This is a genomic window from Streptococcus suis (assembly GCF_016743335.1).
In the GTDB taxonomy this organism is placed as follows: Bacteria; Bacillota; Bacilli; order Lactobacillales; family Streptococcaceae; genus Streptococcus; species Streptococcus suis_Y.
The window spans coordinates 136,735-163,658 of record NZ_WCJE01000001.1 but is presented as its reverse complement, the minus strand read 5'-3'; the positions used below and the strand labels follow the sequence as shown (position 1 = coordinate 163,658).

Here is a 26,924-nt window from a genome sequence, read left to right as displayed (position 1 = left end):
CGAAAAAAAGATGAAAAATTTTTTAAAATCATCAAAATCGGGAAAAAGTACGCATTTTTGATATACAAAAAGAACCTCGCTAAACCCTTGATATGCATAGGGTTAGGGAGGTTTTTGTCGTTTCAAACTATCAAAGATGGGAGTATAACTCATCCTATCAACTATCTCATCAGTCTTGGGACTGATTCTCTTCTTTTTTTGCAAAATAATCTCGGACAATTGGCGCAACTTCTTTTCCGTAGAGTTCGATAGCACGGAGGACATCTTCATGTGACATTGAACCGATTGGGAGATGGAGGAAGAAACGGTCCAAGTCAAGTGTTTCAATAGTCTTGATAATTTTTTCAGCGACTCGTTTTGGATCTCCGACGATGGTTGCTCCTTCGTCTGTCAGAGAGTAGAGATATTGCGCCTTGGTCATCTCGCTCCAATGTGGGCGGTCTTTGGCAATATTGTCCGTAATTACTTTGGTTGGATGATAGTATTCTTCCACAGCCTTGTCATGGTCGTCTGCAATCCAACCCCAGGAATGGGCTGCAACTTTCGTTTTCTTTGGATCATGACCTGAGTTGCGAGCAACCTTGCGATAAGCATCGACTAAAGGTTTAAAGCGATGGGCACCTGCACCAATGACAGCATAAACGATTGGCAGGCCTTTCTTAGCAATCTTGATGGTGGACTCTACATTGCCCCCAGTTGCTACCCAAACGGGAAAATCTTCCTGAACAGGACGTGGATAGACTGGCTTATTATCGACAGACTGGGTAAAATGCCCATCCCACTTGAGATTGGTTTCCTTATCGATTTCCAGAAGCATATCTAGCTTTTCATCGAAGAGTTCTTCATAGTCGTGGAGATCATAACCAAACAAGGGGAATGACTCGGTAAAGGAACCCCGACCCGCCATGATTTCCGCTCTGCCATTTGACAAAGCATCAATGGTGGTGTACTGCTGGTAAAGTCTCACAGGATCCATGGAGGAAAGGATAGAAACTGCTGATGTTAACTTGATATGCTTGGTATTGACGGCACCAGCTGCCAGCACAATCTCAGGTGCAGAAACCGCAAAATCTTCTCGGTGATGTTCCCCAATCCCATAGACATCAAGCCCCACCGCATCTGCTAGCTCGATCTCTTTGACTAGCTGACGAATCCGCTCGTCGTGGCTGTAAGTCTCCCCTGTTTTTTCTAGTGGAGTTGTTTCGCCAAATGTTGAAATACCTAATTCTACCATGATGTGTTCTCCTTTACATCTCTTACTTATTTGATGGTCTTATTTTATTACTAACTAGTGATATTGTCAAGGAATTTGCTCAAATAATAAAACGACTAGGAAAACCTAATCGTTTCAATCAATTATTCGTAACGTAATGCCTCAATTGGATCAAGCTTAGAAGCCTTATTAGCAGGAAGAACGCCGAAGACAATTCCGACTGCTGCTGAAAATGCTAAACTTCCTAATACAACCGGTATTGAGATTTCAGCTGTCATCTCTCCCATAACCTTTGTGGCGTTGAGAATAAACACAATGGCTTGAGCGATAGCTAAACCGATTGCTCCACCTAAAGTGGTCAAGACCATAGCTTCAATCAAGAACTGCATCAAGATATTTCCTCGGGTTGCCCCCAGAGCTTTACGAAGACCGATTTCACGTGTCCGCTCAGTCACAGATACCAACATGATGTTCATAACACCGATACCACCTACAAGAAGTGAAATTCCTGCAACAGCACCGATAAACGTAGTGACACCTGACATTTGGTTCTTAAAATCATCTAACATAGCTGACATATCATAGATATCATAACGGGCTTCCTTTAGACCTGTAATGTTGGTCAAGTATGCTGCGGCAGCCTGACCAACCTCAGCAGCTCTACTCACATCTTCTACATGGACATAGAGCCCACTATTTTCCTTGGTACCCATTTCAGCAGCTAGTTGCGTATTGGTCATAATGGCATTTCCGCCTGAGTTGAAACCATAGAGGGAAGTACCTGCTTTGGGATCTTTGTAAACACCAACTACAAGGTAAGAATTGGCATTGACACTGACGATTTGGTTAAGGGCCGCTTCTGCTGAACCAAAAAGTTTCTCAGCAAGTGCAACATCCAACATGATAATACGGGAAAATCGGCTGTAATCGTTAGCTGTGAAACGACGGCCAGCCAAGATTTCTAATGCCTTTATGTCAAAATAGGATTGACTAACACCAGTAATAAAGACATTATCAGCTTGCGCATTGCCCGCTGCTACAGTAGAGGTACTTGAAGCACTAATGTAGTAGCCACTGAGCCCATCGATTTCCAAAAGCCCCTTTAACATTGTGTCCGTTACATCTGGCTCCTGTTCTTCAGAAGCCTCGCCAGGAACTGTGTACGTAAATGCACCCTGAGTTTGTTCTTCAGTTCCAACAAAGGGAGTAAAGTAGACCTGAACATTATTCTGATCACCAGCCAGAGACTTTTCAATACTCTTAGACATACCTGTTCCCATTGCTACAATGATCACAACAGAGGCCACACCGATGATAATACCTAACATAGTCAAAAGAGAACGCATCTTATGGGCTAGGATAGACTTGAGGGCAAATTTCCAATTTTCCATCTATACCTCCTCCCTTCTACTATCTTCTGTAATGACACCGTCACGCAAAACGATTTTACGTTTGGCATAGGCAGCAATCTCAGGCTCGTGTGTAACCATGATAATGGTCTTTCCTTCATTATTCAACTCTGTCAAGAGTTCCATGATTTGCTCACCTGTCTTGGTATCCAAGGCACCTGTTGGCTCATCTGCCAAGATAATAGCTGGTGTATTGACCAATGCACGCGCAATGGCAACCCGTTGTTTCTGACCACCTGACAATTCTGACGGTAGGTGGGTCATCCGTTCTGCCAATTCGACTTTTTCTAAGTATCGCTTGGCTAATTTTTTTCGTTGATTGGCTGGAACCCCTGCATAAATCAAAGGTAACTCAACATTTTGAAGGGCATTGAGTTTGGATAATAGAAAGAATTGTTGGAAAACAAAGCCAATCTGGTCATTGCGGACGGAGGCTAATTTCTTCTCAGACAGTTGACTAACTTCTTCACCTTCTAACCAATAGTTCCCTGAACTGGAACGATCCAATAGCCCGATAATATTCATCAAGGTTGATTTCCCTGAACCAGACGGTCCCATAATAGCCAAAAATTCTCCCTCTTCCACCTCTAAATCAATATCTTTGAGGACACGAAGTTCTTGGTCACCGTTTTTATAGGATTTATTGATATTGGTTAATCTAATAAGTTGGTTCTTCATTGGCTTCAACCTCTTTTCCTTCTTCAAGGTCTGGAGTTGGAATAGTAATGACCTGATCTCCTGCTGCAATACCTGCTGTCACCTCTTGATTGAGAGCATCTGCATTTCCAAGGGTAACCTCTACTTTTTTAGCCTTCCCTTCCACAATTGTCCATACAAAGTTTTTATCTTCTTCTGGAACAACTGCTGTTACAGGAATTAAAATATGATTGGTAGTATTAACAACTTCAATATTAACTGTAAAACCTTGCTTCAATTCACCCAATTCACTGGTCAAAGCAGCCTTGAAAGGATATTTGGCACCTGAGCCACCACTAGTTCCTGTTGCTACACTAGCAGTTTGTTCAGTTGAGGGATAGTTGGAGATATAGGTGATTTTACCTGTCCAGGACTTATCAGGGTATACCTTACTAGTCAATTTTACTTCTTGGTCAACCGCAATGTTTGCCAAATCGTATTCTGTCAAATTACCTGTAACTTGTAAGCTACCTTGGTTGACGATATGAACCACTGTCTGGCTAGATGTTGAACTTTTTGAGACAGATTTATTCACTTCCACAACTGTACCAGCTACTGTACTTGTAACTGTAGCTTCTTGCAAGGCTGTATACGCTTTATCCACAGCAGCTTGTGCATCTGCGTACGAATCATTCAAGTCTGCCAACTGCATATCTACTGAACGTTGAGCTGCAGCTGTTGCCGCTTCATCTGTTGCAGCATCACCCGTTGTTTGAACAGTCTGACCATTGTTTCTCAAATCATAAATCTGACGTCCAATCTTATCACGCCCACGAACAGCAGTATCCAAAGCAGACTGCAATTCTGTTGCATCATAGCGAATCAATGGTGTTCCTACTTCAACCTGAGTTCCTGGCTCAACTAAGACCTCGCTCAAATCTCCTTTTGAAGGATCATAGTAAACGTATTGTTCATCTGCTGCAGAAATCGTTCCTGTCAATAAGGTCGATGAAGCAATCGATCCCTCTTTAGCTACTGTATAGGTCAAACTGGTCGCAACTTGCTCTGTAGAAGTCGGTGAGGAACCACCTAATACACCTCCAAATACCAAGGCACCACCAATTAAGGCGACAGCCGCAACACTGAGACCACTGAACAAAGCAATTTTAGCCTTCTTTGTCTTTAACATATGATACTCCTTTTCTAATTCAAAACATATTTATTTTGTATTGTCTTTATAATACACAAATACACGTTTTTTTGCAAGTGTTTTCTTAATCATTTTACAAAAAGTTCGGTATTTTTCCTACTTACAATTTTGTAAGAGAACGTAGCGGATTTTTGATTGATAAGTAAAAAAACGATAGAATGAAGATAATTATCATTTAGAGGAGAAAAACTCATGAAAGAATTTGATATTATTGCCATTGGTGGAGGCAGCGGCGGTATTGCTACTATGAACCGTGCTGCTATCTATGGGGCTAAGGCTGCTGTGATCGAAGGAAGCCACCTTGGCGGAACCTGTGTTAACCTTGGCTGTGTTCCTAAAAAAATCATGTGGTACGGTTCTCAAGTAGCTGAAGCCATTCACCACTATGGACCTGAGTATGGTTTTACCAGCCAGGATGTAAAATTTGATTTTGCCACCTTGCGTAAAAATCGCGAAGCCTATATTGAGCGTTCACGCGCATCCTACGGTAATACTTTTAACAATAACGGAGTAGAAGTTATCCAGGGTTTCGCACGTTTTGTGGATAATCAAACAGTTGAAGTCAATGGTGAGCTGATTCGTGCAAAACACATTGTCATCGCAACTGGCGCCAAACCGGTAGTCCCTGCTATTCCTGGTAGTGAGCTAGGGATTGTATCTGACGATGTCTTTGCATGGGAAGAATTACCTTCTTCTGTGGCTGTGATTGGTGCTGGTTATATCGCTGTAGAAATGGCTGGTCTCCTACATGGACTCGGTGTCCAAACTGACCTCTTTGTTCGTGGAAATCGCCCTCTTCGTAGCTTTGATACCTACATTGTTGATGCCTTGATGGAAGAAATGCAACGTACCAACCTTCCACTCCATACTGGGAAAACTCCTGTCAGTCTTGAAAAAACTGATGATGGACAAATCCAGATTAACTTTGCTGACGGTAGTAACCATATTGCTCAGAAGGTCCTTTGGGCAATTGGACGTAAACCAAATATTGACAAACTCAACCTAGAAGCAACTAGTGTTCAACTTACTTCTTCAGGACATATTTCTGTCAATGAATACCAAGAAACAGCTGTACCAGGCATCTATGCCCTCGGTGATGTGACTGGTGAAAAAGAATTAACACCCGTTGCAATCAAGGCAGGTCGCCTTTTGGCAGAACGTTTATTTAACAATAAACCAACCGCAAAAATGGATTACACAACCATCCCAACTGTCGTCTTTTCTCACCCCGCTATCGGAACCGTTGGTCTAACTGAGGACGAAGCGATTGCCCAATACGGTCAGGACAATGTAAAAGTCTATACTTCAGCCTTTACCTCTATGTACACTGCCCTAGCAAACAATCGCCAAATGGCTAAGTTTAAATTAGTCACAGTTGGCGAGAATGAACAGGTTGTCGGTTTACACGGCATTGGCTATGGTGTCGATGAAATGATTCAAGGATTCTCAGTTGCTATCAAAATGGGAGCTACAAAAGAAGAATTTGATGCCGTTGTCGCCATCCATCCGACAGGTTCTGAAGAATTTGTTACTATGCGTTAACTCAATTGAAAAAGTCCAGACATGAAGGTCAGCACTGTCTGGACTTTTTCTTATGGTAATATAGCAATTGCTCGCACTGGTGAACCCGAAGCCTTCTCCCAATGAGGAAAAGCGATTGAAATCAATGCACCTGTCGGTGGTACCTGATCCAAGTTTGCCAATACTTCCAACTGATAAATATCTTTTGATAGGAGATAGTATTCTTCTGGTAAACTTCCTCCGTGTTTAGCTGCAGATACTCCTGAATCGGTATCCAACGTTTCATGACCAACTGCTTTCACCTGACGTTCTTCAATCAAATATTCTAGAGCTTCATGACTCCATCCTGGTGTACGTTGAACTCCATCTTCGTCTAGATTACGAATGGCATCTTGACTAGGCCAGCGCTTTGACCAATCCGAACGAAAGGCAACAAAAGATTCTGGCGCTATCGGACCATATTCAGCCTCAAAGTCTAAAATATCCTGCTTAGTTATCTCATAGTCATTATTTTCTATAACAGCAGCTGATTTATCAATAACGTAGAGTGGCAGGAGTAAATCTTTCAAATCAATCTCATCAAGATAACGAGCTCCTTCTACAAAATGAATCGGAGGATCAATATGGGTTCCATACTGCCCCACAACCGTAAATTGTTCGACAAAGAAGCCATCCTTATGAGTAAATAGGGCTTTCTTTTCGAGAGCTGGTAGCGCAGGGAAATGCGGGCTCTTTTCATTGATTTGGTGAGTCAAGTCTACCCAAGTTTTAGATTTAAGAGTACGGTAAATATCAAGTAATTCTGTCATAGAAATTCTCACTTTCTTTTTTTTATTATTCTAGCATAGGTATAGGTTGTTTTACATATAATTTGTTGTTTTTTTACTATATAAGTTTCTTATTAGCTGTTATAAAAATCACCTATAGAGTTGTTACATCCGATGAAAGAGCATTGACTTTCTTATCTAATCTCACTATAATTTTTGTTAACCATAAAATTTTAAGAGGATAACAAATGAAAACAACTTCTATCAAATCTCTTGTTTATATCGCTATTGGAACAGCCTTAATTTCCACCCTTTCACAAATCAGTCTGTCTATCGGACCTGTACCATTTACATTACAAACCCTAGCTATCGGCTTAGTAGCTTGTCTATACAAACCCAAGGAGGCAATTACAAGTGTCAGCTTATATCTAGTTCTTGGCGCTATCGGTTTACCTGTTTTTGCTGGTTTTTCTGGTGGCTTTGCTGCACTCACAGGACCGACCTCGGGCTTTCTATGGGGGTTTCTACTCTACACTATCATCACTTCTGCCCTCACTAAATCAGACTCCTCACCAGTCACAATTTTTCTAGCCTGCCTACTTGGAACAAGTATCTGTTTCCTTATCGGCTGTTTTGTATTTAAGCTAGTTTTAGGTGCCAGTTGGACTGACTCTATCGGATGGACTGTTATGCCTTTCATTCTTCCTGATTTAGCTAAAATTACACTAGTCATGATTTGTCATCGTTTATTGCAACCTGTTATCAAAAAAGAAGCCTATTTTGCTTAGGCTTCTTTCATTTATTTATTAGCAAACGCGTCGAGTAGAACTTGGAATTCCTCATTGCTGAGCGTGATCCCCTTGCCCATCTTGGTATGGTCAGGGCTCCAGGTTCGGATGTCATACTTGGCTGGTGCTCCATTAAAAGATACTCGATTAAGCTCCTTGGTCCATCCTTTATCATTTTCAGATAAGACCAATAATTTTTCTTCAATTTCAAATGTAAATTCTGCCATTTGTTACCTCCTCACTTATCTATTCGAAAAAGCTTGTCATTTTTATAAAAATTAGATAATATAATTATATCAAGTTTGAAAGGATTATGCTATGAAGAGGTTTTTAGAAGTTATTTTCGAGCAGATCACCGTCTTTTTAGAACATGGCAAAGCTCCTAAGTCTATTGAGCCAGATAGCAAGGAAGAAATCAAGAATAACTTGGAGCTGGCTTTATATAAAAAAGCTGCAGTCCATGTCATCTATGGTGATCGTAGTTTCACAGGTGACATTGTGAAATATGATACCGATCGCCAACGGATTATCATGAAAAATTTCAAACGTCAGGTTACCAGCATTATAAAAATCGAGGACATCAATAAAGTCACCTTGGTTCCAGATAGCATCAAGACTTCTCAACAACAAACAAAAGGCTGAAATTTCAGCCTTGCAGATTGAAGAAAAAGTCCATTTTGGACAATTTTCTTCAATCTTTTTTCTTTATATTGAAAATTAAAAACTCTCAGAAACACCGAAATATCAATGTTTCTAAGAGTTTAATGACTTGCTATCTTTCGCAAACTTCTTCAATTTTTATATTTTTAAGAGTTTATCTACGTTCTGAAGCTGAAATTTCAGCCTTTTTATGTTTATGCACGAATAGTTAGAGATTGCCCATCTTCTTGGTAGAGGTTGATGAGGCCTGATTTGCAGGCACGAATCATGTCACCAGGATAGATTTCACGGTCCAGCTTAATAGTTAAGAGTTCCATCGGCTTGTTGGCACGTTCAATTTTCTCACCTGTCGAATCACGAAGGTCTTGAATAGTAGTTTCAAAGTGGCGGAATCCTGGTCCATAGAATTCTACTTGGTCACCCTCGTTGATAACATTACGCTGACGAATGGTTGCGGTCATGGTTTCCTTGTCAAAAGCCACTACTTCGGCGATAAATTTGTATTCTGGAATCTTACGGCGGGCTCCAAAGAGCTGCTCATTTTCACTCGGCGGGCTATAGTAGAAACCTGTCGCCAATTCACGTTGGGCAACCTTCCACATCTCATCAATCAGGTCTTGCTTGATCGCTTCAAACTTTTCTGGGCTTTCAAGATAGGCATCTACCGCAGCCTTGTAGCAGTTGGTCACGGTTGATACGTAGTGAACAGATTTCATACGGCCTTCGATTTTCAGGCTATCGACCCCGTTTTCAATCATGTCTGGAATATGGTCAATCATACACATATCCACCGCAGACATGGAGAACTCCTCTGGTATTTCCCCCTTAATCGAACGGCGTTCTTCACCAAACGGGAGGTCGTAGAGGTTGTACTTCCAGCGGCAAGACTGAGAGCAACCGCCGCGGTTGGCATCGCGCTTGCTCATGTGGTTGGAGAGAACGCAACGACCTGAGTAGGAGATACACATGGCTCCGTGAACAAAGGCTTCAATCTCAACGTCTGTCCGTTTGCGGATTTCAGCCACTTCTTCCATGGTCACTTCACGGGCCAAGACGACACGAGTCAAGCCCAATTCTTTCCAGAATTCAAAGGTTTCATAGTTGGTGGAAGAAGCCTGGGTAGACAGGTGGATTTCAAGGCCTGGCGCTTCAGTAGCACAGATAACGATGAGGGCTGGGTCAGATACGATAACGGCATCCAAGCCCATGTCACGCAATTCGCGGAACCAGGCTCCTGCTCCTTCTTCATTGCCTTCGTGGGTGACCATGTTGGCAGCTACATAGACCTTGGCACCACGGGCATGGGCATATTCAATCCCTTCCCGCATCTCGTCCATGGTAAAGTTACCAGCTCGGCTACGCAGACCGTAGGCCTGACCGCCGACAAAGACAGCATCGGCACCATAATCAATGGCAACCTTCAATTTCTCCAAAGTCCCAGCAGGTGACAATACCTCGGGACGCTTTAATATTTTTGACGTCATGTAAAATCTCCTCTATTTGCGACGGTTTCCACATGAAACGATATTTTTCATGTGGAGACCTAGTGCAGAGTTTAGAATATCGCCCAAAGGCGTTCTCGTGCTCTGACCTTACATAGTAAGTGACAGAGCTAACTCTGCCAGGATAGAATACTGTAAACGATGTTGTTTCACTCGGAAACCTAGTGCAGAGTTTAGAAAATCGCCCAAAGGCGTTTTCGTGCTCTGACCTTACATAGTAAGTGACAGAGCTAACTCTGCCAGGTTAAAGTAAATAAATTGTGCTAAAAATATTGTTATTTAACCTTATTACGGTCAAATTCGTAGAAGCCTGTATCCAAGCCACGTTCAGCTGGATGGAGCTTGCGTACCTGTTCATCCAAAAGGAAGGCCTGATCATAAGTGAAGTCGCCTTTTTCAATCAAATCTCTTGCTTGAACAAAAAGCTTAACAATTTCAACAAAGTTCTGACCAGGGCAATAGATACCATCAAGTTTCCAATTATGATAACCATGTTCATCTAATTCTGATAGCTTGGTCATCATATCAATGTCATTGTTGATAAAGATATGGGTGCCATGCTTATCTTCAAAAATGGAATAGTGGCTATCTGGGTCGCTCGGCTCAGCTAAGAAAAGTCCACGTCCACGTGACAAATCTGTTTCATCAGCCTTTGTAAAATTGTAGTAATTCTGTAACAAGGTTCGTTTAGAATGGTGAATAACAGAGGCGCCGTAGACCAAGATTTCCGCTGGCATTTCCAAGTTCTTAGCAATATCAAAGAGTTCTTCTGATGGAATCTCTCTTGCCAAAACAGCCTCTACTGCTCCATGATCTTTCCAAAAGTTAATCTGACGGCTGGAAGTCACAAAGACAGATGTGTCATAGATTAGCTTAAAATTGTAGCCGTCACGTTTATTGATGTAGAAAATTCCAGTATCTCCGACAACCAGATAATCAACCTTTATTTCCCTCATTAGCTCCATAAACGGTTTGATATTGTCCATCATATCTTGGTGCATGAGGGCATTGGCAGCGACCGTCAATTCCTTCCCAGCGCTATGAACTAGCTCTCCTATTTCCCTGAGTTCATCATAGGTAAAATTTGTTGGGATGCGAAGGGCATGATCCTCTTCCCCAACATAAATACGGTCAACTCCTGCTGCAAGCAGTTCTTTGACCTGCTCAATACTTTCAGCTGTTGCTGTAATGATAATTTTTTCCATAAAGATAATTATATCAAAAAGAGAAATATCTGATAAGTGACTACCTGTATTTTAATATTCAGACTTTTCTAATTTTTCTCTTGTAACATTATTGTAATATAAATGACATAAAAATTCAGCAATGTTATGGTACTCTTTAAGGAGCAGAAAAGGAGACGATATGGCATTAAGACACTATCAGTCCCATGAGTACCAGTACGAAGAGTATATCCCGAAAGAGAAAAAGGCTAATTTTCAAACCTATCAGGCAAAAAATACCAATAAAGAACGTCTAAAGGAATTGTTGTTTTTTGTTAATATCGCATTTTTTAGTTTGATAACAGTCATCGCTAGTTATGTCTATCTATCCGTAGGCATTCCTGTTTTTGTTGCCATCATATTGGCAAGTGCGACGGGTTTTCTTGGACTACGTTTGGTTCAAATTGGGCTAAAGAAGAAATTTAAACCCAAACAAGTTATAAGAAAAAATGAATAATGAATTATAAAGGCAGAGAAGTTATCCTCTGCCTTTTTTGAATGAACTACCGCCGTCTGTGAACAATTGATTCTCTGCACCTCTTAATATAGTCTGGTAATTTTCTATTTTATAATCTAAACGATCTAGAGCTTGCTGAATTTCCGACAAGCGTGACCGCAGTTCTTCCTGTTCCTCTTTTAGTAAATCAATCCGGGCTTCCACTGTACTATCTCCTGCCTGCACCAAGCCCATATACTCAATCAAGCGCTCAATAGACATACCAGCACTCCTAAAACAGCGGATAAATTCCAAAATGGCTACATCACTTTCCGAAAAATTCCTTACTCCAGAAGATTTTCTTGCAATTTTGGGAGTAAGTCCTATCCGCTCATAGTAGCGAATGGTATCTGCTGATAGACCTGTTACATCACTAACTTCTTTGATATTCATTCCAGGCTCCTTTCTTTGTTTTCGCTTATTATACACCTTGAAGTCAACTCTAAGTCAAGTCATTATATAAAAAATCTGGGTTTCCCCAGATTTGCCATCCTATAAATACTCGCCCTTGACAACAAAGAAAGTCCCACGGATTTCGCCTGCCAGTTTGGAGCGTTGGCGGGCAAACTTGAATTTGCCTTCAAATTCTTTTGGAATGTCAATGCCGTCTGACAATTTGAAACCGACCGCTCGTTTGCCTCCTTCTTCTAGCGTATAGAGGACATTGACAGCCAGGCCATTGTCATATCGTCATTCAGTTTATCTTTTATTACTGCGTTAACTCGCTTTGCCGTACTCCAGTACTGCCTGCAGCTCGTTGCCTAGTACTAAAAGCAAACTGAAAGACTATAAAAGTTGGGCTGGGTTGAAGGAGTGTAGGGGAGTTTGATAGTCAGGGGAGTGACTATCAAAGCACAAAACGCTCTGCCAAGACCTTCTTGATGAAGGGCAGGATTTCAGGCTTCTCTTCTGGTGTATAGACCACGAACTCCTGCTTGTACTTGTTCCAGAAATAGCGAGCTTCGTTGGCACGCAGACCGGCCAAGACTTCTGCGACTGGACTAGTTTCCAAGCCTGTCGTTTCGACTTCTTTGAAATTTACTGTATAAGACATGATTTTCCTTTCAATAAAGAAAGCACCCGAAGGTGCTAGATAAGGCCTTCCTACCGACTCCAGGTTCGAGGTCGGTAGAAAAATTTATTAGGCGTTGAAAGCATCTGTCAATTGTGGCACCACTTGTTTCTTACGTGAAACGGCACCAGCAAGGAAGGCATGATTGTTTTCCAACTTGAAGTTAAAGGCCGCTTCCACCTTGTCCATGTTGCTACCAAGCGCAAGGATTTCAGAATTTGAGTTAACGATGTCTGTAATCATCAAAACAAAGTCAGAGTAGCCATTTGCTGCTGATGCTGCTGTCATAGCTGCTTCGATTTCTGCTTGGCGTTCCAAGACTTCCGCAATATCCACTGTGTTGACTTGGGCTACACGCACGTCATTGCCATTCAAGCCAAATGTTTTGGCATCAATGTCAATCAATTCTTCTGCTGACTTGCTGGCAAGGTTGGTACCAGCTTTCAAGAGTGCCAAGCCGTATTCCTCCAAGTTTACACCAGCAATTTCAGCCAATTCAGCCGCAACCTGTGGATCTGTTGCGTGAGTGGTTGGTGATTTGAGCAAGAGTGTGTCTGAAATCAAACCTGATAGGAGAAGTCCAGCTACTTCTTTTGGAGGTGTTACTCCGTTTTCTTTAAAGGCACGGTAAACGATTGATGATGCTGAACCTACTGGCTCCAAACGCATGTACAATGGATTTGCCGTTTCGAAGTTTGCGACACGGTGGTGGTCAATGACAGCTGCCACTTCCACATCCTTGATGTCTGCAATTGATTGTTGGAATTCGTTGTGGTCAGTCAAGATAACTTGGCTAACGCCTGCTGCCTTAGCAGACTCAACCACGCGCGGTGCAGTAACACCAAAATAGTCAAGCGCAAAGGCTGTTTCTTCATTTGGCGTTCCAAGTGCAACTGCTTCCGCATCACGACCAAACACTTCACGCTCCAAGTGAGCCCAACCGTATGATGATGCAATGGCATCTGTATCAGGATTTTGGTGACCAAAAACTAAAAATTTAGACATGTCTACAACCTCATTTTTTCTAATAATCTCCTACATTTTACCATAAATAGAAAGACTTGTGAACATGGATGGGTCCAGATTTGCCAAACGTTTTCAAAAAGAGTAAGATAGAAGGTAGTAATACAAAAGGAGAAAGATATGAAATTTTCAGACTATACCTATGTCCGTCCCGATTATGAAGCCATTAAGGCTCAATTTACTGACCTGACCGACCAGTTGGCTCAAGCAAGTGACTTGGAAACAACTCGTACACTTGTGGCAGCCGTTACCAAATTACTCAACCTGGTCGATACCCAGTACAACCTCTGGATGATCCGTCACACCATCGACATGAACGATGAGTTTTACAATGAAGAAACCAAGTTTTGGAATGAATATTCGCCACTTTTTGAAGAATTGACCACCAACTACTACCGTGTCATTGTTCAGACCCCTTACAAGGAAGAGTTGTCAGACATCTTGCCTAAAACCTTCTTCATGCAGGCAGAAAACAAGCTCAAGACCTTCTCATCTGATGTGATTCCCTTGTTCCAAAAGGAAAATGAATTGACAGATGAATACAGCAAGCTGATTGCCGGTGCTGCGATTGAATTCCAAGGTCAGACCTATAACCTGGCACAAATGGGGCCATTCGGTCAATCAACTGACCGCGAGGTCCGCAAGGCTGCTTCTGCTGCCACAACTGCCTTCTTTGAAAGCAAGGAAGCCGACTTTGACCGTGTTTACGATGAGTTGGTCAAGGTCCGCACGGAAATCGCCCACACACTCGGCTTCAAGGACTATGTGGAATACGGCTACCTCAAGATGAACCGTTTCGACTACAATCGTGACATGGTCAAGGTGTACCGTGAAGAAATCCTCAAGCATATCGTACCGATTGTGCAAAATCTTCGCCAACGTCAAGCCAAACGCTTGCAGGTCCCAAGCCTGAAACACTACGACCTCAATCTTGAGTTCTTAGACGGCAATGCGGTCCCACAAGGTGACCCAGACTTTATCGTCAGCCAAGCCCAAGACATGTACCGTGAATTGTCCGCAGAAACAGGCGAGTTCTTCGATTTCATGATTGAGCATGAACTCTTGGACTTGGTTGCAAAACCAGGCAAAAACAGCGGTGGCTACTGTACCTATATTCCTGACTTTAAGAGCCCTTTCATCTTCTCTAACTTCAACGGAACCAGCGGTGATATTGATGTCTTGACCCACGAAGCAGGTCACGCCTTCCAAGTCTATCGTTCGCGTTGGATTCAAAGTCCAGAAGTTGTCTGGCCAACCTATGAAACCTGTGAAATCCACTCCATGTCTATGGAATTTATGACCTGGCCTTGGATGGACCGTTTCTTCAAGGAACAGGTGGATAAGTATAAGTTTACCCACTTGGCAAGTGCCCTTCTCTTCTTACCTTACGGTGTCTTGGTGGATCACTTCCAGCACGAAGTCTATGAACGCCCAGAGATGACACCAGCAGAACGCAAGGCGACTTGGAAAAAACTCCAAGACCTCTACTTGCCAGACCGTGATTATTCTGAGTCAGAAGCCCTCAACCGTGGTATCTTCTGGTACCGTCAGGGGCATATTTTTGCCAGCCCATTCTACTACATCGACTATACCTTGGCTCAAGTCTGCGCCCTCCAATTCTGGAAACGTACGCAGGTAGATCACGATGAAACAGCTTGGGAAGATTACATCCGCATCTGTGATTTGGGCGGAACCAAGTCCTTCTTGCAAGTTGTTGCGGCTGCAAATCTCCAATCACCGTTCAAGGAAGGCGCCCTTGAAAGCACCGCCAAAGCTGCTGCCGATTGGTTAAATGCAGTTAAGGATGACGAACTATAAAAGACAAAAATCTGAATGAGATTCAAACTCATTCAGATTTTTTTGCTTTGACAAATTCGATGTACTTATCCCCAAAAACTTCAATTTGCTCCAAAACCAACTTGAATTCCCGACCAATCTCGCTCAGTTCATATTCCACTTTTGGTGGAACTTGTGCATAAACCTTCCGAGTGATTAAACCATCATCTTCTAGCTGACGCAACTGCTTGGTAAGGGTTGCTTGGGAAATCCCTGTCAATCGACGGTGCATTTCATTAAACCGAATGGGACCTTCTTCGATATGATGTAGTAATAAGATACTCCATTTCCCAGATAATACACTCTGAGTGGTCACAAAAGGACACTCCGGAACCGTATGTTGTGTGAAAGTTGCCATAATTTCTCCTTTATTTTCCCTTGATATTACACATTACTTCACAAAAAGATAGTGACTATTCAAAAAAATCGTACTTGTAATATTTTTAGTACCTGATACAATAATACCATAAACTGCGAAAGCAGGAAAGTATTTTCTCAAAGGAGTTATACAATGAACATCAATTGCACTATATAATACAAAGGAGTCCCTATGTCACTAATCTCAGTTTTCAAAAATATTTTTACAAAAAAGGAAGAAAAAAACATGAAAAACATTCTATTTATCGTCGGTTCACTACGTGAAGGTTCATTTAATCACCAAATGGCAAAGCAAGCTGAAAGCATCTTAGAAGGTCAAGCAACTGTATCTTATCTTAACTATAAAGAAATCCCGCTTATGAACCAAGATCTTGAAACACCAGTCTTGCCAGTTGTCCAAGCTGCTCGCGATGCGATTATGGCTGCAGATGCTATCTGGATTTTCTCACCAGTTTACAACTTTGCTATTCCAGGTACTGTGAAGAACTTGATTGACTGGCTCAGCCGTGCCCTAGACTTGTCAGAAACACGTGGCCCATCTGCACTACAAGACAAAATCGTTACTGTATCATCTGTTGCCAATGCTGGACATGACCAAATGTTCGCTAGCTACCATGCACTCCTACCGTTTGTTCGTACGCAAGTGGTTGGTGAATTTACAGGTACAACTGTCAATCCAGAAGCATGGGGAACTGGACAGTTGGTATTGTCAGAGGAAGCCATCGCTGGTCTGCAAGCTCAAGCTCAAGCTTTGTTAGAAGCTTAGATTCTACAGGTCAATATACATCCTTCTATATTCTTTATCGAGTTGAAGATGATAAAATTGCAGAACTCTGGGATGTTGTTGTACCAATCGAGGAAGATTCCAAAACTGCCAATAGCAATACTAAATTCTAATCAAAATCCAAGAAATCGAAATGAAAGAAATTTAATATGAAACTATATTACATCATCGATGCTTATTGTGGTTGGACCTACGGCTTTAACCACATTTTCACAAAATTCATGCAAGACCATCCTGACATAGAAATAGAGGTCATTAACGGAGGATTGTTTGTCGGAGATAACAAAAAGAAAATGGTTGATTTCCAGCAGGCACAGACCATCAACAAACAAATCGAAAGCTATTACCAAATGTCTTTTGGCGACAACTACAATCAATTGTTTAAGGATAAGGACTTTACCATGGACTCCCTCGGTCCTGCTAGAGCCTACTCAGTCTTGAAAAACTATGTTGAGACTCCTAACCACGCTCAGCTAACATTAGACATTCAAGCCTTATTTTTTGAAGATGGGTTAGATCTCAGTCAAGCAGACAGTTACACCAACCTAATCGGTAGCTATCAGTTACCTACAAAGGCTATGGAAGAACTATCAAGCATCTTAAATCAACCAGAAAATCTACACCCAGACTTTATCAAGGCTTATGAAATGGGGGTAACCTCTTTCCCAACCTTGTTACTTGAAAAAGACGGGAACTTCTTTAATCTTATTAACCAAGTACGCACAGTAGACGATTTGGAAAAAAATTTCCAAGCAGCTATTACGCAATAGAAAGGGCAACTATTTATGGAAAAACATTATAAGCTACAAAATGGAACAGAATTACACATCTTTACAAATGACGAATCAAGTTTTATGGTTACGGCGACCTTAATCATTAAAAATGGCAAGGCTCTCCTTGTAGGTTCAGGGTTTAAACAATCAGAAGGAGAGCGAATTGTTCGCTATCTACAAGACGCACAACTGACATTAGAAAAAATCTTTATCATTCAAGGGGATCCAGACTATTATTTTGCTCTTGAGCCTATCAAAAAATCATTCCCAGAAACCATTGTCTATGCAACGTCTTATGTTATCGACCATATTTTAAAAACAGTATCAAAAAAATTACAGGTATGGGGAGGCTCTTTAGGTGACCAAGCTCCTAAAAATATTATTTTACCAGCGCTCATTCAAGAGTCTACATTAGAATTTGAAGGTGATAAATGGGAATTTTTCGGTAGTGAACCAAGTCAAATCAATCTTTGGAATGCAGAAACCAAAACCATTATTGGCGGTATCAATACCTTTAATCAAATTCACCTCTTCTTAGCAGATTCACAAACTACCGAGCAATTGAAAGCCTGGCAAGATCGATTAAAAGATATGAAGGCACTGGATGCCTCTCTCATTATTCCAGGTCATGCAGATAGTGAAGGTTCATTTGATTCTCAAGCACTTGATTTTTCAATCGCCTATATTGAAGTAGCAATCAAATTAAAAAAAGAAGTCAAAGACTCAACTACTTTTGTCGCTAAAATGAAAGAAAAATTCCCTAATCTTCGTAACGAGGCAGTCTTAGAATTGAGTGCTAAAGTCTTAACCGGTGAAATACCATGGGGGTAATGTATGTCAAAAAATCAATTATATAAAAATATTTTAGAAGAAACTTATCTGGCTACTGCTCAAGGTCGAATAGAAGATTTCAAGAGCCATTTGGCTGCTGATGTCTCTTGGACAGAAGCTGCAGGCTTCCCCTATGCTGGTACTTATATCGGTCCAGATGCAGTGATTGAAAACGTCCATGCAAGACTAGGTTCTGAATGGACCAATTATAGTGCCACACCTGTTGATTACGCCTTTTCAGGAAACCGTGTCATGGTTTATGGCTACTACAAGGGAACCTACAACCTTACTCAGAAATCCTTCCAAGCAGACTTTGTCCATATCTATGATTTTAATGCAGACAATAAAATTGCTAACTTCATCCAAGTTGTAGATAGCGCACTTGTTGAGAAAGCTATGAGATAAAAATCAATTTTCAAAAGTCTATTCGTCACATATTAGTTCACCAAAAGATACTAAGTCTAAGTAACTCGAAAATTCCTATAAATTGTATCAGAAAGTCAGGTATTTCCATGTACAATTCCCAATTTGAGCTGGGCCATGTTGCCCTCAATGTCCGCAATCTGGAACTCCAAAGCCTGTTTTACCAGCAGGTATTGGGGCTCCAAGTTCTGACTGAAAACTCTAAACAGATTGATCTTGGTGTCGGGCAGACCACCCTTGTCCGCCTGATTCAAACAGAGCAGAAAGGCGAAGTCAGCCACAGCTACGGACTCTACCACTTGGCTATTGTCCTACCTAGCCGAGAGGACTTAGGAACCATTTTCCGCCACTTTATCGACAACAAAGTTCCCCTCCAAGGCGCCAGCGACCACGGTTACAGCGAAGCCATTTACCTAGCCGACACCGAAGGCAACGGCATTGAGATTTACCGCGACCTCCCGCAAGACTCTTGGGATGTCCGCCCGGACGGCCGTATCGTCGGCATTACTGAGCCTATGGATGCTGAGACGATCTATGCTTTAGGGAAAAAAGCTGACGCAGCCTATCAGATGCCGCTTGGCAGTCGCATGGGTCATGTCCATCTATCTGTCCGAGAAAGCTCCGCTTCTAGCCGATTTTACCAAGAAGTCCTAGCTGTCGAGGATAAATTCTCCGTCCCATCTGCAGCTTGGCTAGCCTCAGGCGACTACCATCACCACCTAGCAGTCAACGAATGGGGAGGCAAACATCTCCAAACACGAACAGAAGGTATGCCAGGACTTGCCTATTATACTGTTATCTACTCTAGCCCAGCAGACTTTGAAGCAACCTTGAATCGTGCCATTGCTGCAAACCTAAACCTTCAAAGACTAGACAATAGCGCAGCCTTTGTCGATGTGGATGGTATAAAAACTAAACTTGTTTTAGAATAATACGAAAAGAGGCTGGGCAAAAAGACCAACCTCGCTTCTCAGGGTTCGTGTCAACATCTCAGCGCAGTGGTTGATTGGTAGATTTGTTCGTGTTTTACACTCCAAATCTAACCTAATCAACTGTGCGGGGGGCGGGAAGACGAACTCTTTTTTCTACCATTTGTCAAGTTCATCAAGGTATTTGACGAAAAATATTTTGTGTCTCGTCATCCAAATAAGGAAATTATTTTATTTTGGACTAAAGTTTAGTGTAAAAAGTGTATACAAAAGCAACACCTTATGTTGAAAATTTTTGATAAGGTGTTACAATAATATGGCATAAACAATCTTACTGATTTTGGGTAGAACGATAATCGTAAAGTTTGTTATGCGTTATGAGGTAATACATTGTCCGAATGAGACGATGTATGGAGGCAATCGTGTGTGGCTTCGTAGAAGTCGTTTGCGATTGTCTTTTTCGTTTCTCATAAAAGTCGGCTATATGGCAAGGATTGGTGTGACTAGCTGAAGCGATATTGTGAATACATTTGAACAGAATTTTTCTAGCGTAGGGATTGCCACGCTTGGTAATGTGTTCCTTAGCGAGGAAGTTGCCAGATTCATAGTGTCTCAGATCAATACCGATAAAGGCATTGATTTGATTGGCAGACTGAAAACGGCGAATATCTCCCAGTTCACCAATAATACTTGTTGCAGTAGTCTCAGCTATTCCAGGAATAGAGAGCAGAATGTCGTATTCAGGTAATGGCTGAGCTAGTTCTACCATTTCGTCTAAGACTGCCTGTCTCTGTCCAGAAAGCCGAAGCAATTCTTTTGCATAGTAACGAACCTCTTCCATGATCGGAGAGGTTTTCTTAACGGCACAATAAGATTGATTAGCTAGTGCTGTCAGCTTCTCAACTAAGTACGCCACACGCTTATCCGAAATCCGTTTTGAAGTGGACTGACGGATGCTCTCTGAGAGTTCATCCTTGCTTAACTCAAGCACGAAGTCCTTGCAAGGAAAATCTATGACTAGGTTCCAGTATTGTTGGCCAGATGGTGTTGATAAGATAGTTTCCAATTCAGGAAAAGTGACTTGTAAGACCTTGTGCAGACGGTTTTTAGCTCGAACAATGTCCTCGGTCAGATTCTGATAGAAACGGCTGAGAGCCCGCAAGTTTTGGTAGACTTATAAGTGGGTTTACGATTCAGCACAAATTGAGATTGAGCCAGTTTTTCAGCGTCAATTTGATCTGTTTTCCTCACACGCAAGCTATCCAGTTGCTTCTTAGCTTCTAAGGGATTAAGCCGTGTATAAGCGTAGCCATGTTCATCCAGAAAAGCTTGAAGACGACGAGAATAGACACCTGTTGCTTCAAAGATGATTTCTGGCTTATGGACGGTTCTCAAATCGCCAAGTAGCCGAGCAAAGCCGAGGGCGTCATTGGACATGGTATAGCCATGAACTTTCTCACCATTGACTAGAATGGCCACTTCTGAACTTGCCTTACTCACATCAATCCCAAAAACTGCACGCATGATATTACCTCTTTGTCTTGAATGATTCCTTGTTTTAGTGATGTCATTTTCAATACTCGACGTCAGGCGTCCCACATACTTTGATAACATTCTTTCTAAAACAGGTGTCTTGCCAGTTTTTGATGCGACGTCTAGCGTCAAAAGAGTTCTCGACTTAACAAGACACCTCTACTTTAACATAAAGAAAAAGTAGTGACTACTCTCTCCCGTCGGAGATTTCCTCACTACTAATCTTAGTATGTTTTTGACCAGTCGAGTTCTTTCCCGCTCCCTTTCTTTGTTTATTTGATTAAGCCAAGATCATATTTCATTCCCAAAATCCGTTTGACGGATTGGTCAATCCGCTCCTCTGTTATAGTTCCAGCCTTTACTTGTTCGATAATATAAGGAATTTGACTGGCATAGCTTGAAGACAAAATCATATCTGTCCCAGCTTGAATGGTCTGCAAGGCACCTGTATCTTGATCTACAAATTGGACCAATCCCTGCATATCAAAATCATCCGTCATTATGACACCCTCAAAACCAAGCTCATTCCGAAGGATTTTATTGATTTCAGGTGAAATGGATGATGGGACATCATCAATGGCAGATACGATATTGTGACTGACCATAATGGAGTCAGCTCCTGCTTCAATACCAGCCTTAAACGGAAGAAAATCATTAGCCCGTAATTCTTCTAAACTGCGATTGTCATAGACCAAATCCGTATGCGAATCTGCATTGTCCCCATAGCCTGGGAAATGTTTCAAGGTCGAAGTAAACTGTTCTTGCTTTAACAATTTGACCAATTGACCAATATAGTCTGCGGTGGTTTTCGCATCCTGTCCAATGGTCCTATCGTAGATAAAAGATGATGGATCGGTGGATAAATCCGCAACTGGGAAGAAGCCTGCATAGATTCCCTCTTCCTTTAAAAGACTGGTCTTCTGCTTGGCGTCCGACAAAATCGCCTCAATGCCGCCAGATTGGTACAATTCCAAAGGTGATGCAAAAGGTGTTTCCAGAAGTTGACTAATCCGAGTTACCATCCCACCTTCCTCATCTGAAGCCATTAATAGCGGCACTTTTGAAAGTGATTGATAAGAAGCAATTTCTTCTTTAACCTGCTCCAGTGTCTTACCTTCAAAATCAGTTGCAAATAAGATATAGCCCCCAAAATGATAGGTTTCCAATGCCTCAGTTTGTCCTGCAGATGGCATTCGAGCAAAAATCATCTGTCCAACCTTTTCTTCTAAGGTCATCTGATTTAGATAATTTGCAATCACTTTGTCCCTTGCAGATATTTCTTGGCTAGACGATGTCGTTACAACTTTGGTTTGCTCCTTTTGTGTTCGATTTCCCAAAAAGAACAAGCCTAGCATAAGCCCAATAAACAAGAGACAAGCGATACTTGTCCCTAACACATTAAATCTTTTTCGCATCAATCTCCGACCTCTTCACTATTATCCCTTAATTCTATTCAAGTACTCCTGATAGGTCTCTGTCTCCATCAAGGCCTTTGCATTTTCCACTCGAGCCTTCGTTGGGGGCTTAGTCCCCTCTAGTGGATAAGGTCTGCCCAGCTCACGCCACTTAAATTCACCAAGATTGTGATAAGGTAGCACTTCAAAACGCTCCACATTATTCAAAGTTTTGACAAATTTTCCCAATTCAACCAAGTCTTCATCTCGGTCTGTCAATCCAGGGACCAAAACATGACGAATCCAAACTGGCTTACCAATATCCGACAAATAACGAGCACACTCCAAAATCGTCTTATTACTATGACCTGTAACAATTCGATGCTGATCAGAATTAATCTCCTTAATATCCAAAAGCACCAAGTCTGTTACTTCCATCAAGCGATTGTATTTTTCCAAATAACGCTCAGTCGAACGGAAAGTTAAAGCACAGGTATCCAAAGTGGTATGGATACCTTTTTCTTTGGCCAAGGTAAAGAGAGCAATCAAAAAGTCTATCTGAATGGTCGCCTCGCCACCAGAAACAGTAATACCACCTTCTTTTCCCCAAAACATACGAAAACGCAGGGCTTCATTGAGCACATCTTCTGCAGTCCTCTCAGTTGCAGCAGGATTGACCAAATCCCAAGTATCTGGGTTATGGCAATACTGACACCGCATGTGGCAGCCTTGCATAAAAATCACAAAACGCACACCAGGTCCATCAACCGAACCAAAACTCTCTGTTGAATGAACCAATCCAGTAACCTTACGATAATCAATTTCTGTCATCATCTCAACCTCATCACTTAATATGAATAGTATACCACAAAAATGAAAACGCTTCTATCATTTACTTTTTTTCTTTCATAACTATAGCGGTTTGAATTAGGAAAAGGACAGTTTTAAGTTATAGTGTTAATAACCCACTCCTAAAATAACTTTAGAGTTCTCAAATTAACAAACTTAGATATGTCCTGTTTCTAATTCACTCTACTATATCACCTTCCTTAAGAAAAAAGATAAAAGACTAGGTTGCCCTAGTCCTTATCGGTTTCTTCTTTCTCCAGTGGTGTAATCAAGAGTTTTAATTTTGTTACGCGACCATTTTTTACCTTATCGTTAATAAGAACCAGGTGGTGATCTTTACTATCCACTTCAAAGGAAACTTTCTCGTCTTGGCTCGGAATGGTACCGACTCCTGTCAGATAATAACCAGCAATCGTATCAACGTTATCACTTTCCAACTCCATCTCAAAATGCTCATTGAAGTCATTTAAGGTCATATTCCCTTGGACGATATAGGTGTTGTCAGCAATTTCTCGAACAAAAATTTCTGTCTTATCGGTCTCATCATCAATTTCACCGACAATTTCTTCCAGCAAATCTTCCAAGGTAACGAGACCTGCAACTCCACCATACTCATCTAACAAGATGGCCATTTGATTTTGGGTATTTCTCAACGATGTCAACAAATCATCCACGAAAATCGTTTCTGGAACAAAGAGAGGCTCCTGCATAATGCGGCGGATGTTGAGATTGTCAAAGCCATTACTGAAAGCTTCTGACAAGATTTTCTTGGTATGAATCAGACCAATGATATTGTCCTTATCGCCATCATAAACAGGTATACGTGAAAAATTCTGCTTGAGGATAGCTGCCATGATGGTTGCTGTATCATCCTCAATATCCACCATGAAAGCATCCGTACGGGGAACCATTACTTCACGTGCCATCAGCTCATCTAAAGAGAACACACCTTGAAGCATTTCGATTTCTTCGGCATCTAAGGTTTTCTCACTCTTTGTCAAAATATATTCAATTTCATCCCGTGTCATTTGCTCATCCGCATCATCAAAATTCATAGGAGTAATACGGCTGATAAGATTCGTTGCAGCTGATAATAACCACACGAACGGACTAACAATTTTTCCAAGGAAAATAATCACTGGTGCAGTGACTACCGCCAGATTTTCCTTCATATTCATGGCAATCCGCTTAGGATACAATTCGCCAAGAACGATTGAAACGAAGGTCAACATAGCCAGTGCAAGCCAGTATCCTGCGGTTTGCGCGGTTGTTGAATTCCCCATCCATTTGGCAAATACAGCTCCCAAATCATTAGCCAAGCTGGCACCTGAAAGGATGGAGATGAAGGTAATACCGACCTGAATGGTTGATAGAAAATTGTTAGGATTCTCTAAAACTTGAAGCAAGCGAATGTATTTCTTCTCACCGTCTGCGGCCTTTTGTTCCACTCGAGAACGATTGAGGGATACAAGGGCCATTTCTGAGGCTGAAAAGAAGGCATTGAACAGAGTCAATAAGAATAAAATTAACAGTTGTAAATAGATGGTCTGACTACCAGGGTCTTCCATGATGTTCTCCTATAATAAAATTTATAACATTTCCATTATACCACAAATTCTAAAAATTAACATATTTCTTGTTATAAATAGTCCCTCATGTCTGTTTATGTTACAATAATCAAAAGGAATAGGAGAACAACTATGATTATTTCGATGAAGAATGTCCACTATAAACGACAAGGTAAAACTATTTTAAAAGACATCAACTGGGAATTTAGAAAAGGCGAGCGTTGGGCTATTTTAGGGCTAAATGGGGCTGGAAAGTCAACCCTCCTTCGTATTTTAATGGCTGAGTTTTGGAAGACCTCTGGTGACCTGACTGTTCTTGGAGTAGAGTTTGGTAAGGGAGATATTCCTAGCCTACGCACTAAGATTGGGGTCGTCGGTTCTTTCCTTGCCGAACGCTTTCCCATTGATTTGACAGCTGAGCAGATTGTCCTGACTGGAAAGTACAAATCCTCCATCCTCTATCGTGAATACGGTCAAGCTGAATTGGATGAAGCCATAGACATGCTCAAAACCATTAAGGCCGAGCACTTGATTGGTCGTACCTATGCTAGTTTGTCACAAGGAGAACGTCAACTCCTGCTGATTGCCCGCAGTTTGATGGAAGAACCTCCTATTTTGATTTTAGACGAAGCAACAGTCGGCTTGGATTTACTAGCAAGAGAACGCCTGCTCCATCACATCGACCACATCTGCCAACTCCCTACGGCTCCTGCCATTATCTACGTCACCCATCACGCAGAGGAAATCACTGATAATTTCACCCATGTTCTCCTGCTCAAAGATGGAAAGGTCTTGGCACAGGGACCAAAACAAGACATCCTGACACCTGAACTCCTCAGCGATTTTTATGGCAATCAGGTGGAATTGATTGACTTGGGTGAGGGAAGATTGTTCATTAAGCCGATATTGTAAAAAACAAATCCAGCCCTAGTTTGAGCTGGATTTTAATCGTTCCACCATCACCAAAAACGGTGGGGTATTGATTTGATTGAGTGGTTTATAGAGCATGGCTGTAAAGACGGTCTGGTCTAGCTGGCTGACAAAGTCCAGGACAGCATCCTTCTCAAGAGCTCCACCCTCGTGACCATAGTAAATCATGATAGCCAAGCGACCTCCAACCACCAATCTATCCAGGACTTTCTCAATGGCCTGAAGGGTCGTTGCAGGCAGGGTGATGACTGACTTATCCGCCGAAGGTAGATAGCCCAGATTGAAAATCGCTGCCTTGCATTCCTCCACATACTTGTCTAGGTTTTCGTGCCCTGTCAAAACCAATTGGGCATTGGTCAAGCCAGCTTTTTCTAGTTTTTCAGCCGTTGTGGCCAGGGCTTGTTCCTGAATATCAAAGGCCACAACTTTTCCTGCTCGTTGGGCTAAAAATAGCGTGTCATGACCATTTCCCATCGTCGCATCGACCGCTAGGTCCTGGTCTGTTAAAATCTCATCTAAAAAGGCATGGGCCATGTGTAAAGGTCTAAGCATTTTCACTCCTTAAGCTAATAATCTTACATAATATTCGGTCAAGGTGGCTTCGTCCACCTTTTTGCGTTGCTGCAACCACCAGCTGACCGTCTCCACAAAAGTGGTCACAACAAAATGCACCAGCAAATCCTCTGGAAGATTCCCCTTGTCCTGCATGTAGTCTTCAACCACTTTTGGAAAAATGTCGTGTTTCAGCTCCGCTTCCAGTTCTCTTAGAAAATAGGCATTGCGGGACAATAAAAGGCTGGCAACACGATCTTGATTGGTTCGAAAGTGTTTGAAAATATGGGCCAACAAAGTCTTCACATCCGCATCTTCACGACCTGTAAATAAATGATGAAAGAGGTCGTGACAAAGTTCTTCCAAAAGAGCCTCTTTACTGGCATAGTGGGCATAGAAAGTGGAACGCCCCACATCTGCCAGGTCAATAACATCCTGCACGCGCATGTCATCATAACCTTTATCATTTAATAAGGTCAAAAAAGCCTGAAAAATAGCTCTTTTTGTTTTTGCAATTCGTCTATCCATTTTTCGTACATTTCAAACAATTTGTTCAGAAAAAGACAAACCGTTTCTCTTGTTTCTAGTTTTTCGGCTCATTACAGTACATAATAAACCTATAAA

27 protein-coding genes and 2 pseudogenes are annotated in these 26,924 nt (G+C 41.8%); 11 read left to right on the top strand and 18 right to left on the bottom strand.

The window, feature by feature from the left end; genetic code table 11:
- Positions 1-169 precede the first annotated feature (169 nt).
- The 4 genes from F9856_RS00840 to F9856_RS00825 form a co-directional block, all read right to left on the bottom strand.
- The gene (locus F9856_RS00840; protein ID WP_172043152.1) at positions 170-1,234 is read right to left on the bottom strand and encodes an LLM class flavin-dependent oxidoreductase; all 1,065 of its coding nucleotides are present in this window, start codon (positions 1,232-1,234) and stop codon (positions 170-172) included.
- 122 nt (positions 1,235-1,356) lie between these two features.
- Complete coding sequence (locus F9856_RS00835) at positions 1,357-2,604, bottom strand: ABC transporter permease (RefSeq protein WP_172043153.1); 1,248 nt, start codon at positions 2,602-2,604, stop codon at positions 1,357-1,359.
- Positions 2,605-3,300, bottom strand: a complete 696-nt coding sequence (locus tag F9856_RS00830) for an ABC transporter ATP-binding protein (RefSeq protein ID WP_029172991.1) — start codon at positions 3,298-3,300, stop codon at positions 2,605-2,607.
- Entirely contained in the window at positions 3,281-4,447 is a 1,167-nt protein-coding gene (locus F9856_RS00825; RefSeq protein ID WP_172043154.1) for an efflux RND transporter periplasmic adaptor subunit, read from the bottom strand. Before F9856_RS00825 ends, F9856_RS00830 begins: the two co-directional genes overlap by 20 nt.
- A gap of 213 nt (positions 4,448-4,660) precedes the next feature.
- On the opposite strand from F9856_RS00825, the gene gorA reads away from it, so the two are divergent.
- Complete coding sequence (gene gorA, locus F9856_RS00820; RefSeq protein WP_202105420.1) at positions 4,661-6,010, top strand: glutathione-disulfide reductase; 1,350 nt, start codon at positions 4,661-4,663, stop codon at positions 6,008-6,010.
- Positions 6,011-6,060: 50 nt separating this feature from the next.
- On the opposite strand, the gene F9856_RS00815 is transcribed toward gorA, so the two are convergent.
- Positions 6,061-6,798 (bottom strand): cyclase family protein, encoded by a 738-nt coding sequence (locus tag F9856_RS00815; protein ID WP_013730222.1) that lies wholly within the window; start codon positions 6,796-6,798, stop codon positions 6,061-6,063.
- A gap of 206 nt (positions 6,799-7,004) precedes the next feature.
- Here F9856_RS00815 and F9856_RS00810 point away from each other — a divergent pair, with 206 nt between their 5' ends.
- On the top strand, positions 7,005-7,544 hold the full coding sequence (locus tag F9856_RS00810; protein WP_105101091.1) for a biotin transporter BioY: 540 nt from the start codon (positions 7,005-7,007) through the stop codon (positions 7,542-7,544).
- An 11-nt stretch (positions 7,545-7,555) separates the two neighbouring features.
- Here the strand turns inward: F9856_RS00810 and F9856_RS00805 are convergent, their stop codons facing one another.
- The gene (locus tag F9856_RS00805) at positions 7,556-7,771 is read right to left on the bottom strand and encodes a YdbC family protein (protein ID WP_004194749.1); all 216 of its coding nucleotides are present in this window, start codon (positions 7,769-7,771) and stop codon (positions 7,556-7,558) included.
- 91 nt (positions 7,772-7,862) lie between these two features.
- Between F9856_RS00805 and F9856_RS00800 the strand changes: the two genes are divergently transcribed.
- On the top strand, positions 7,863-8,186 hold the full coding sequence (locus F9856_RS00800; protein WP_044777602.1) for a hypothetical protein: 324 nt from the start codon (positions 7,863-7,865) through the stop codon (positions 8,184-8,186).
- A 212-nt stretch (positions 8,187-8,398) separates the two neighbouring features.
- Here F9856_RS00800 and F9856_RS00795 read toward each other — a convergent pair whose 3' ends face one another.
- Entirely contained in the window at positions 8,399-9,688 is a 1,290-nt protein-coding gene (locus F9856_RS00795; protein WP_202105419.1) for a peptidase U32 family protein, read from the bottom strand.
- Positions 9,689-9,981: 293 nt separating this feature from the next.
- Positions 9,982-10,911, bottom strand: coding sequence for a peptidase U32 family protein (locus F9856_RS00790; RefSeq protein WP_099871829.1), 930 nt, complete (start codon positions 10,909-10,911; stop codon positions 9,982-9,984).
- Positions 10,912-11,071: 160 nt separating this feature from the next.
- Between F9856_RS00790 and F9856_RS00785 the strand changes: the two genes are divergently transcribed.
- A complete protein-coding gene (locus F9856_RS00785; protein ID WP_002938687.1) occupies positions 11,072-11,386 on the top strand; it encodes a DUF3270 domain-containing protein in 315 nt (104 codons plus the stop codon).
- Between the two features lie 21 nt (positions 11,387-11,407).
- Here F9856_RS00785 and nmlR read toward each other — a convergent pair whose 3' ends face one another.
- The 3 genes and pseudogenes from nmlR to F9856_RS00765 form a co-directional block, all read right to left on the bottom strand.
- Positions 11,408-11,818: a stress response transcriptional regulator NmlR gene (nmlR, locus tag F9856_RS00780; RefSeq protein ID WP_099871827.1), complete on the bottom strand. Its 411-nt coding sequence runs from the start codon at positions 11,816-11,818 to the stop codon at positions 11,408-11,410.
- A 99-nt stretch (positions 11,819-11,917) separates the two neighbouring features.
- A pseudogene (locus tag F9856_RS12405) lies at positions 11,918-12,479 on the bottom strand (phage tail protein).
- A gap of 87 nt (positions 12,480-12,566) precedes the next feature.
- Complete coding sequence (locus tag F9856_RS00765; RefSeq protein ID WP_202105418.1) at positions 12,567-13,502, bottom strand: manganese-dependent inorganic pyrophosphatase; 936 nt, start codon at positions 13,500-13,502, stop codon at positions 12,567-12,569.
- 138 nt (positions 13,503-13,640) lie between these two features.
- On the opposite strand from F9856_RS00765, the gene F9856_RS00760 reads away from it, so the two are divergent.
- Complete coding sequence (locus F9856_RS00760) at positions 13,641-15,338, top strand: M3 family oligoendopeptidase (protein ID WP_202105417.1); 1,698 nt, start codon at positions 13,641-13,643, stop codon at positions 15,336-15,338.
- 28 nt (positions 15,339-15,366) lie between these two features.
- On the opposite strand, the gene F9856_RS00755 is transcribed toward F9856_RS00760, so the two are convergent.
- Positions 15,367-15,714 carry a winged helix-turn-helix transcriptional regulator gene (locus F9856_RS00755; protein ID WP_172025987.1) on the bottom strand — a complete coding sequence of 116 codons (348 nt, stop codon included), beginning with the start codon at positions 15,712-15,714 and terminating at the stop codon, positions 15,367-15,369.
- Between the two features lie 246 nt (positions 15,715-15,960).
- Here F9856_RS00755 and F9856_RS00750 point away from each other — a divergent pair, with 246 nt between their 5' ends.
- The 5 genes from F9856_RS00750 to F9856_RS00730 all read left to right on the top strand — a co-directional run bounded on the left by F9856_RS00750 (position 15,961) and on the right by F9856_RS00730 (position 19,477).
- Positions 15,961-16,500 carry an NADPH-dependent FMN reductase gene (locus tag F9856_RS00750; protein ID WP_044688572.1) on the top strand — a complete coding sequence of 180 codons (540 nt, stop codon included), beginning with the start codon at positions 15,961-15,963 and terminating at the stop codon, positions 16,498-16,500.
- A gap of 167 nt (positions 16,501-16,667) precedes the next feature.
- A complete protein-coding gene (locus F9856_RS00745; protein WP_029943787.1) occupies positions 16,668-17,288 on the top strand; it encodes a thioredoxin in 621 nt (206 codons plus the stop codon).
- A 15-nt stretch (positions 17,289-17,303) separates the two neighbouring features.
- Positions 17,304-18,122 carry a cytoplasmic protein gene (locus F9856_RS00740; RefSeq protein ID WP_202105416.1) on the top strand — a complete coding sequence of 273 codons (819 nt, stop codon included), beginning with the start codon at positions 17,304-17,306 and terminating at the stop codon, positions 18,120-18,122.
- Between the two features lie 3 nt (positions 18,123-18,125).
- Positions 18,126-18,527, top strand: coding sequence for a nuclear transport factor 2 family protein (locus tag F9856_RS00735; protein WP_044781054.1), 402 nt, complete (start codon positions 18,126-18,128; stop codon positions 18,525-18,527).
- A gap of 107 nt (positions 18,528-18,634) precedes the next feature.
- Positions 18,635-19,477, top strand: a complete 843-nt coding sequence (locus F9856_RS00730) for a VOC family protein (protein ID WP_202105415.1) — start codon at positions 18,635-18,637, stop codon at positions 19,475-19,477.
- A gap of 328 nt (positions 19,478-19,805) precedes the next feature.
- Here the strand turns inward: F9856_RS00730 and F9856_RS00725 are convergent.
- From F9856_RS00725 to F9856_RS00710, 4 genes and pseudogenes are all read right to left on the bottom strand, one after another.
- Positions 19,806-20,998, bottom strand: a pseudogene (locus F9856_RS00725) (IS110 family transposase).
- 281 nt (positions 20,999-21,279) lie between these two features.
- Positions 21,280-22,422, bottom strand: coding sequence for a glycoside hydrolase family 3 protein (locus F9856_RS00720; protein WP_024375866.1), 1,143 nt, complete (start codon positions 22,420-22,422; stop codon positions 21,280-21,282).
- Between the two features lie 21 nt (positions 22,423-22,443).
- Positions 22,444-23,235 carry a pyruvate formate-lyase-activating protein gene (pflA, locus tag F9856_RS00715; RefSeq protein WP_024375865.1) on the bottom strand — a complete coding sequence of 264 codons (792 nt, stop codon included), beginning with the start codon at positions 23,233-23,235 and terminating at the stop codon, positions 22,444-22,446.
- A 245-nt stretch (positions 23,236-23,480) separates the two neighbouring features.
- Complete coding sequence (locus tag F9856_RS00710) at positions 23,481-24,818, bottom strand: hemolysin family protein (RefSeq protein WP_002942867.1); 1,338 nt, start codon at positions 24,816-24,818, stop codon at positions 23,481-23,483.
- A 132-nt stretch (positions 24,819-24,950) separates the two neighbouring features.
- Here F9856_RS00710 and F9856_RS00705 point away from each other — a divergent pair, with 132 nt between their 5' ends.
- Positions 24,951-25,730 (top strand): ABC transporter ATP-binding protein, encoded by a 780-nt coding sequence (locus tag F9856_RS00705; RefSeq protein ID WP_105147129.1) that lies wholly within the window; start codon positions 24,951-24,953, stop codon positions 25,728-25,730.
- A gap of 15 nt (positions 25,731-25,745) precedes the next feature.
- Here F9856_RS00705 and F9856_RS00700 read toward each other — a convergent pair whose 3' ends face one another.
- Positions 25,746-26,300 carry a class I SAM-dependent methyltransferase gene (locus F9856_RS00700; RefSeq protein ID WP_029185180.1) on the bottom strand — a complete coding sequence of 185 codons (555 nt, stop codon included), beginning with the start codon at positions 26,298-26,300 and terminating at the stop codon, positions 25,746-25,748.
- Positions 26,301-26,309: 9 nt separating this feature from the next.
- Positions 26,310-26,828, bottom strand: coding sequence for a TetR/AcrR family transcriptional regulator (locus tag F9856_RS00695; protein WP_024378110.1), 519 nt, complete (start codon positions 26,826-26,828; stop codon positions 26,310-26,312).
- Positions 26,829-26,924: the final 96 nt, after the last annotated feature.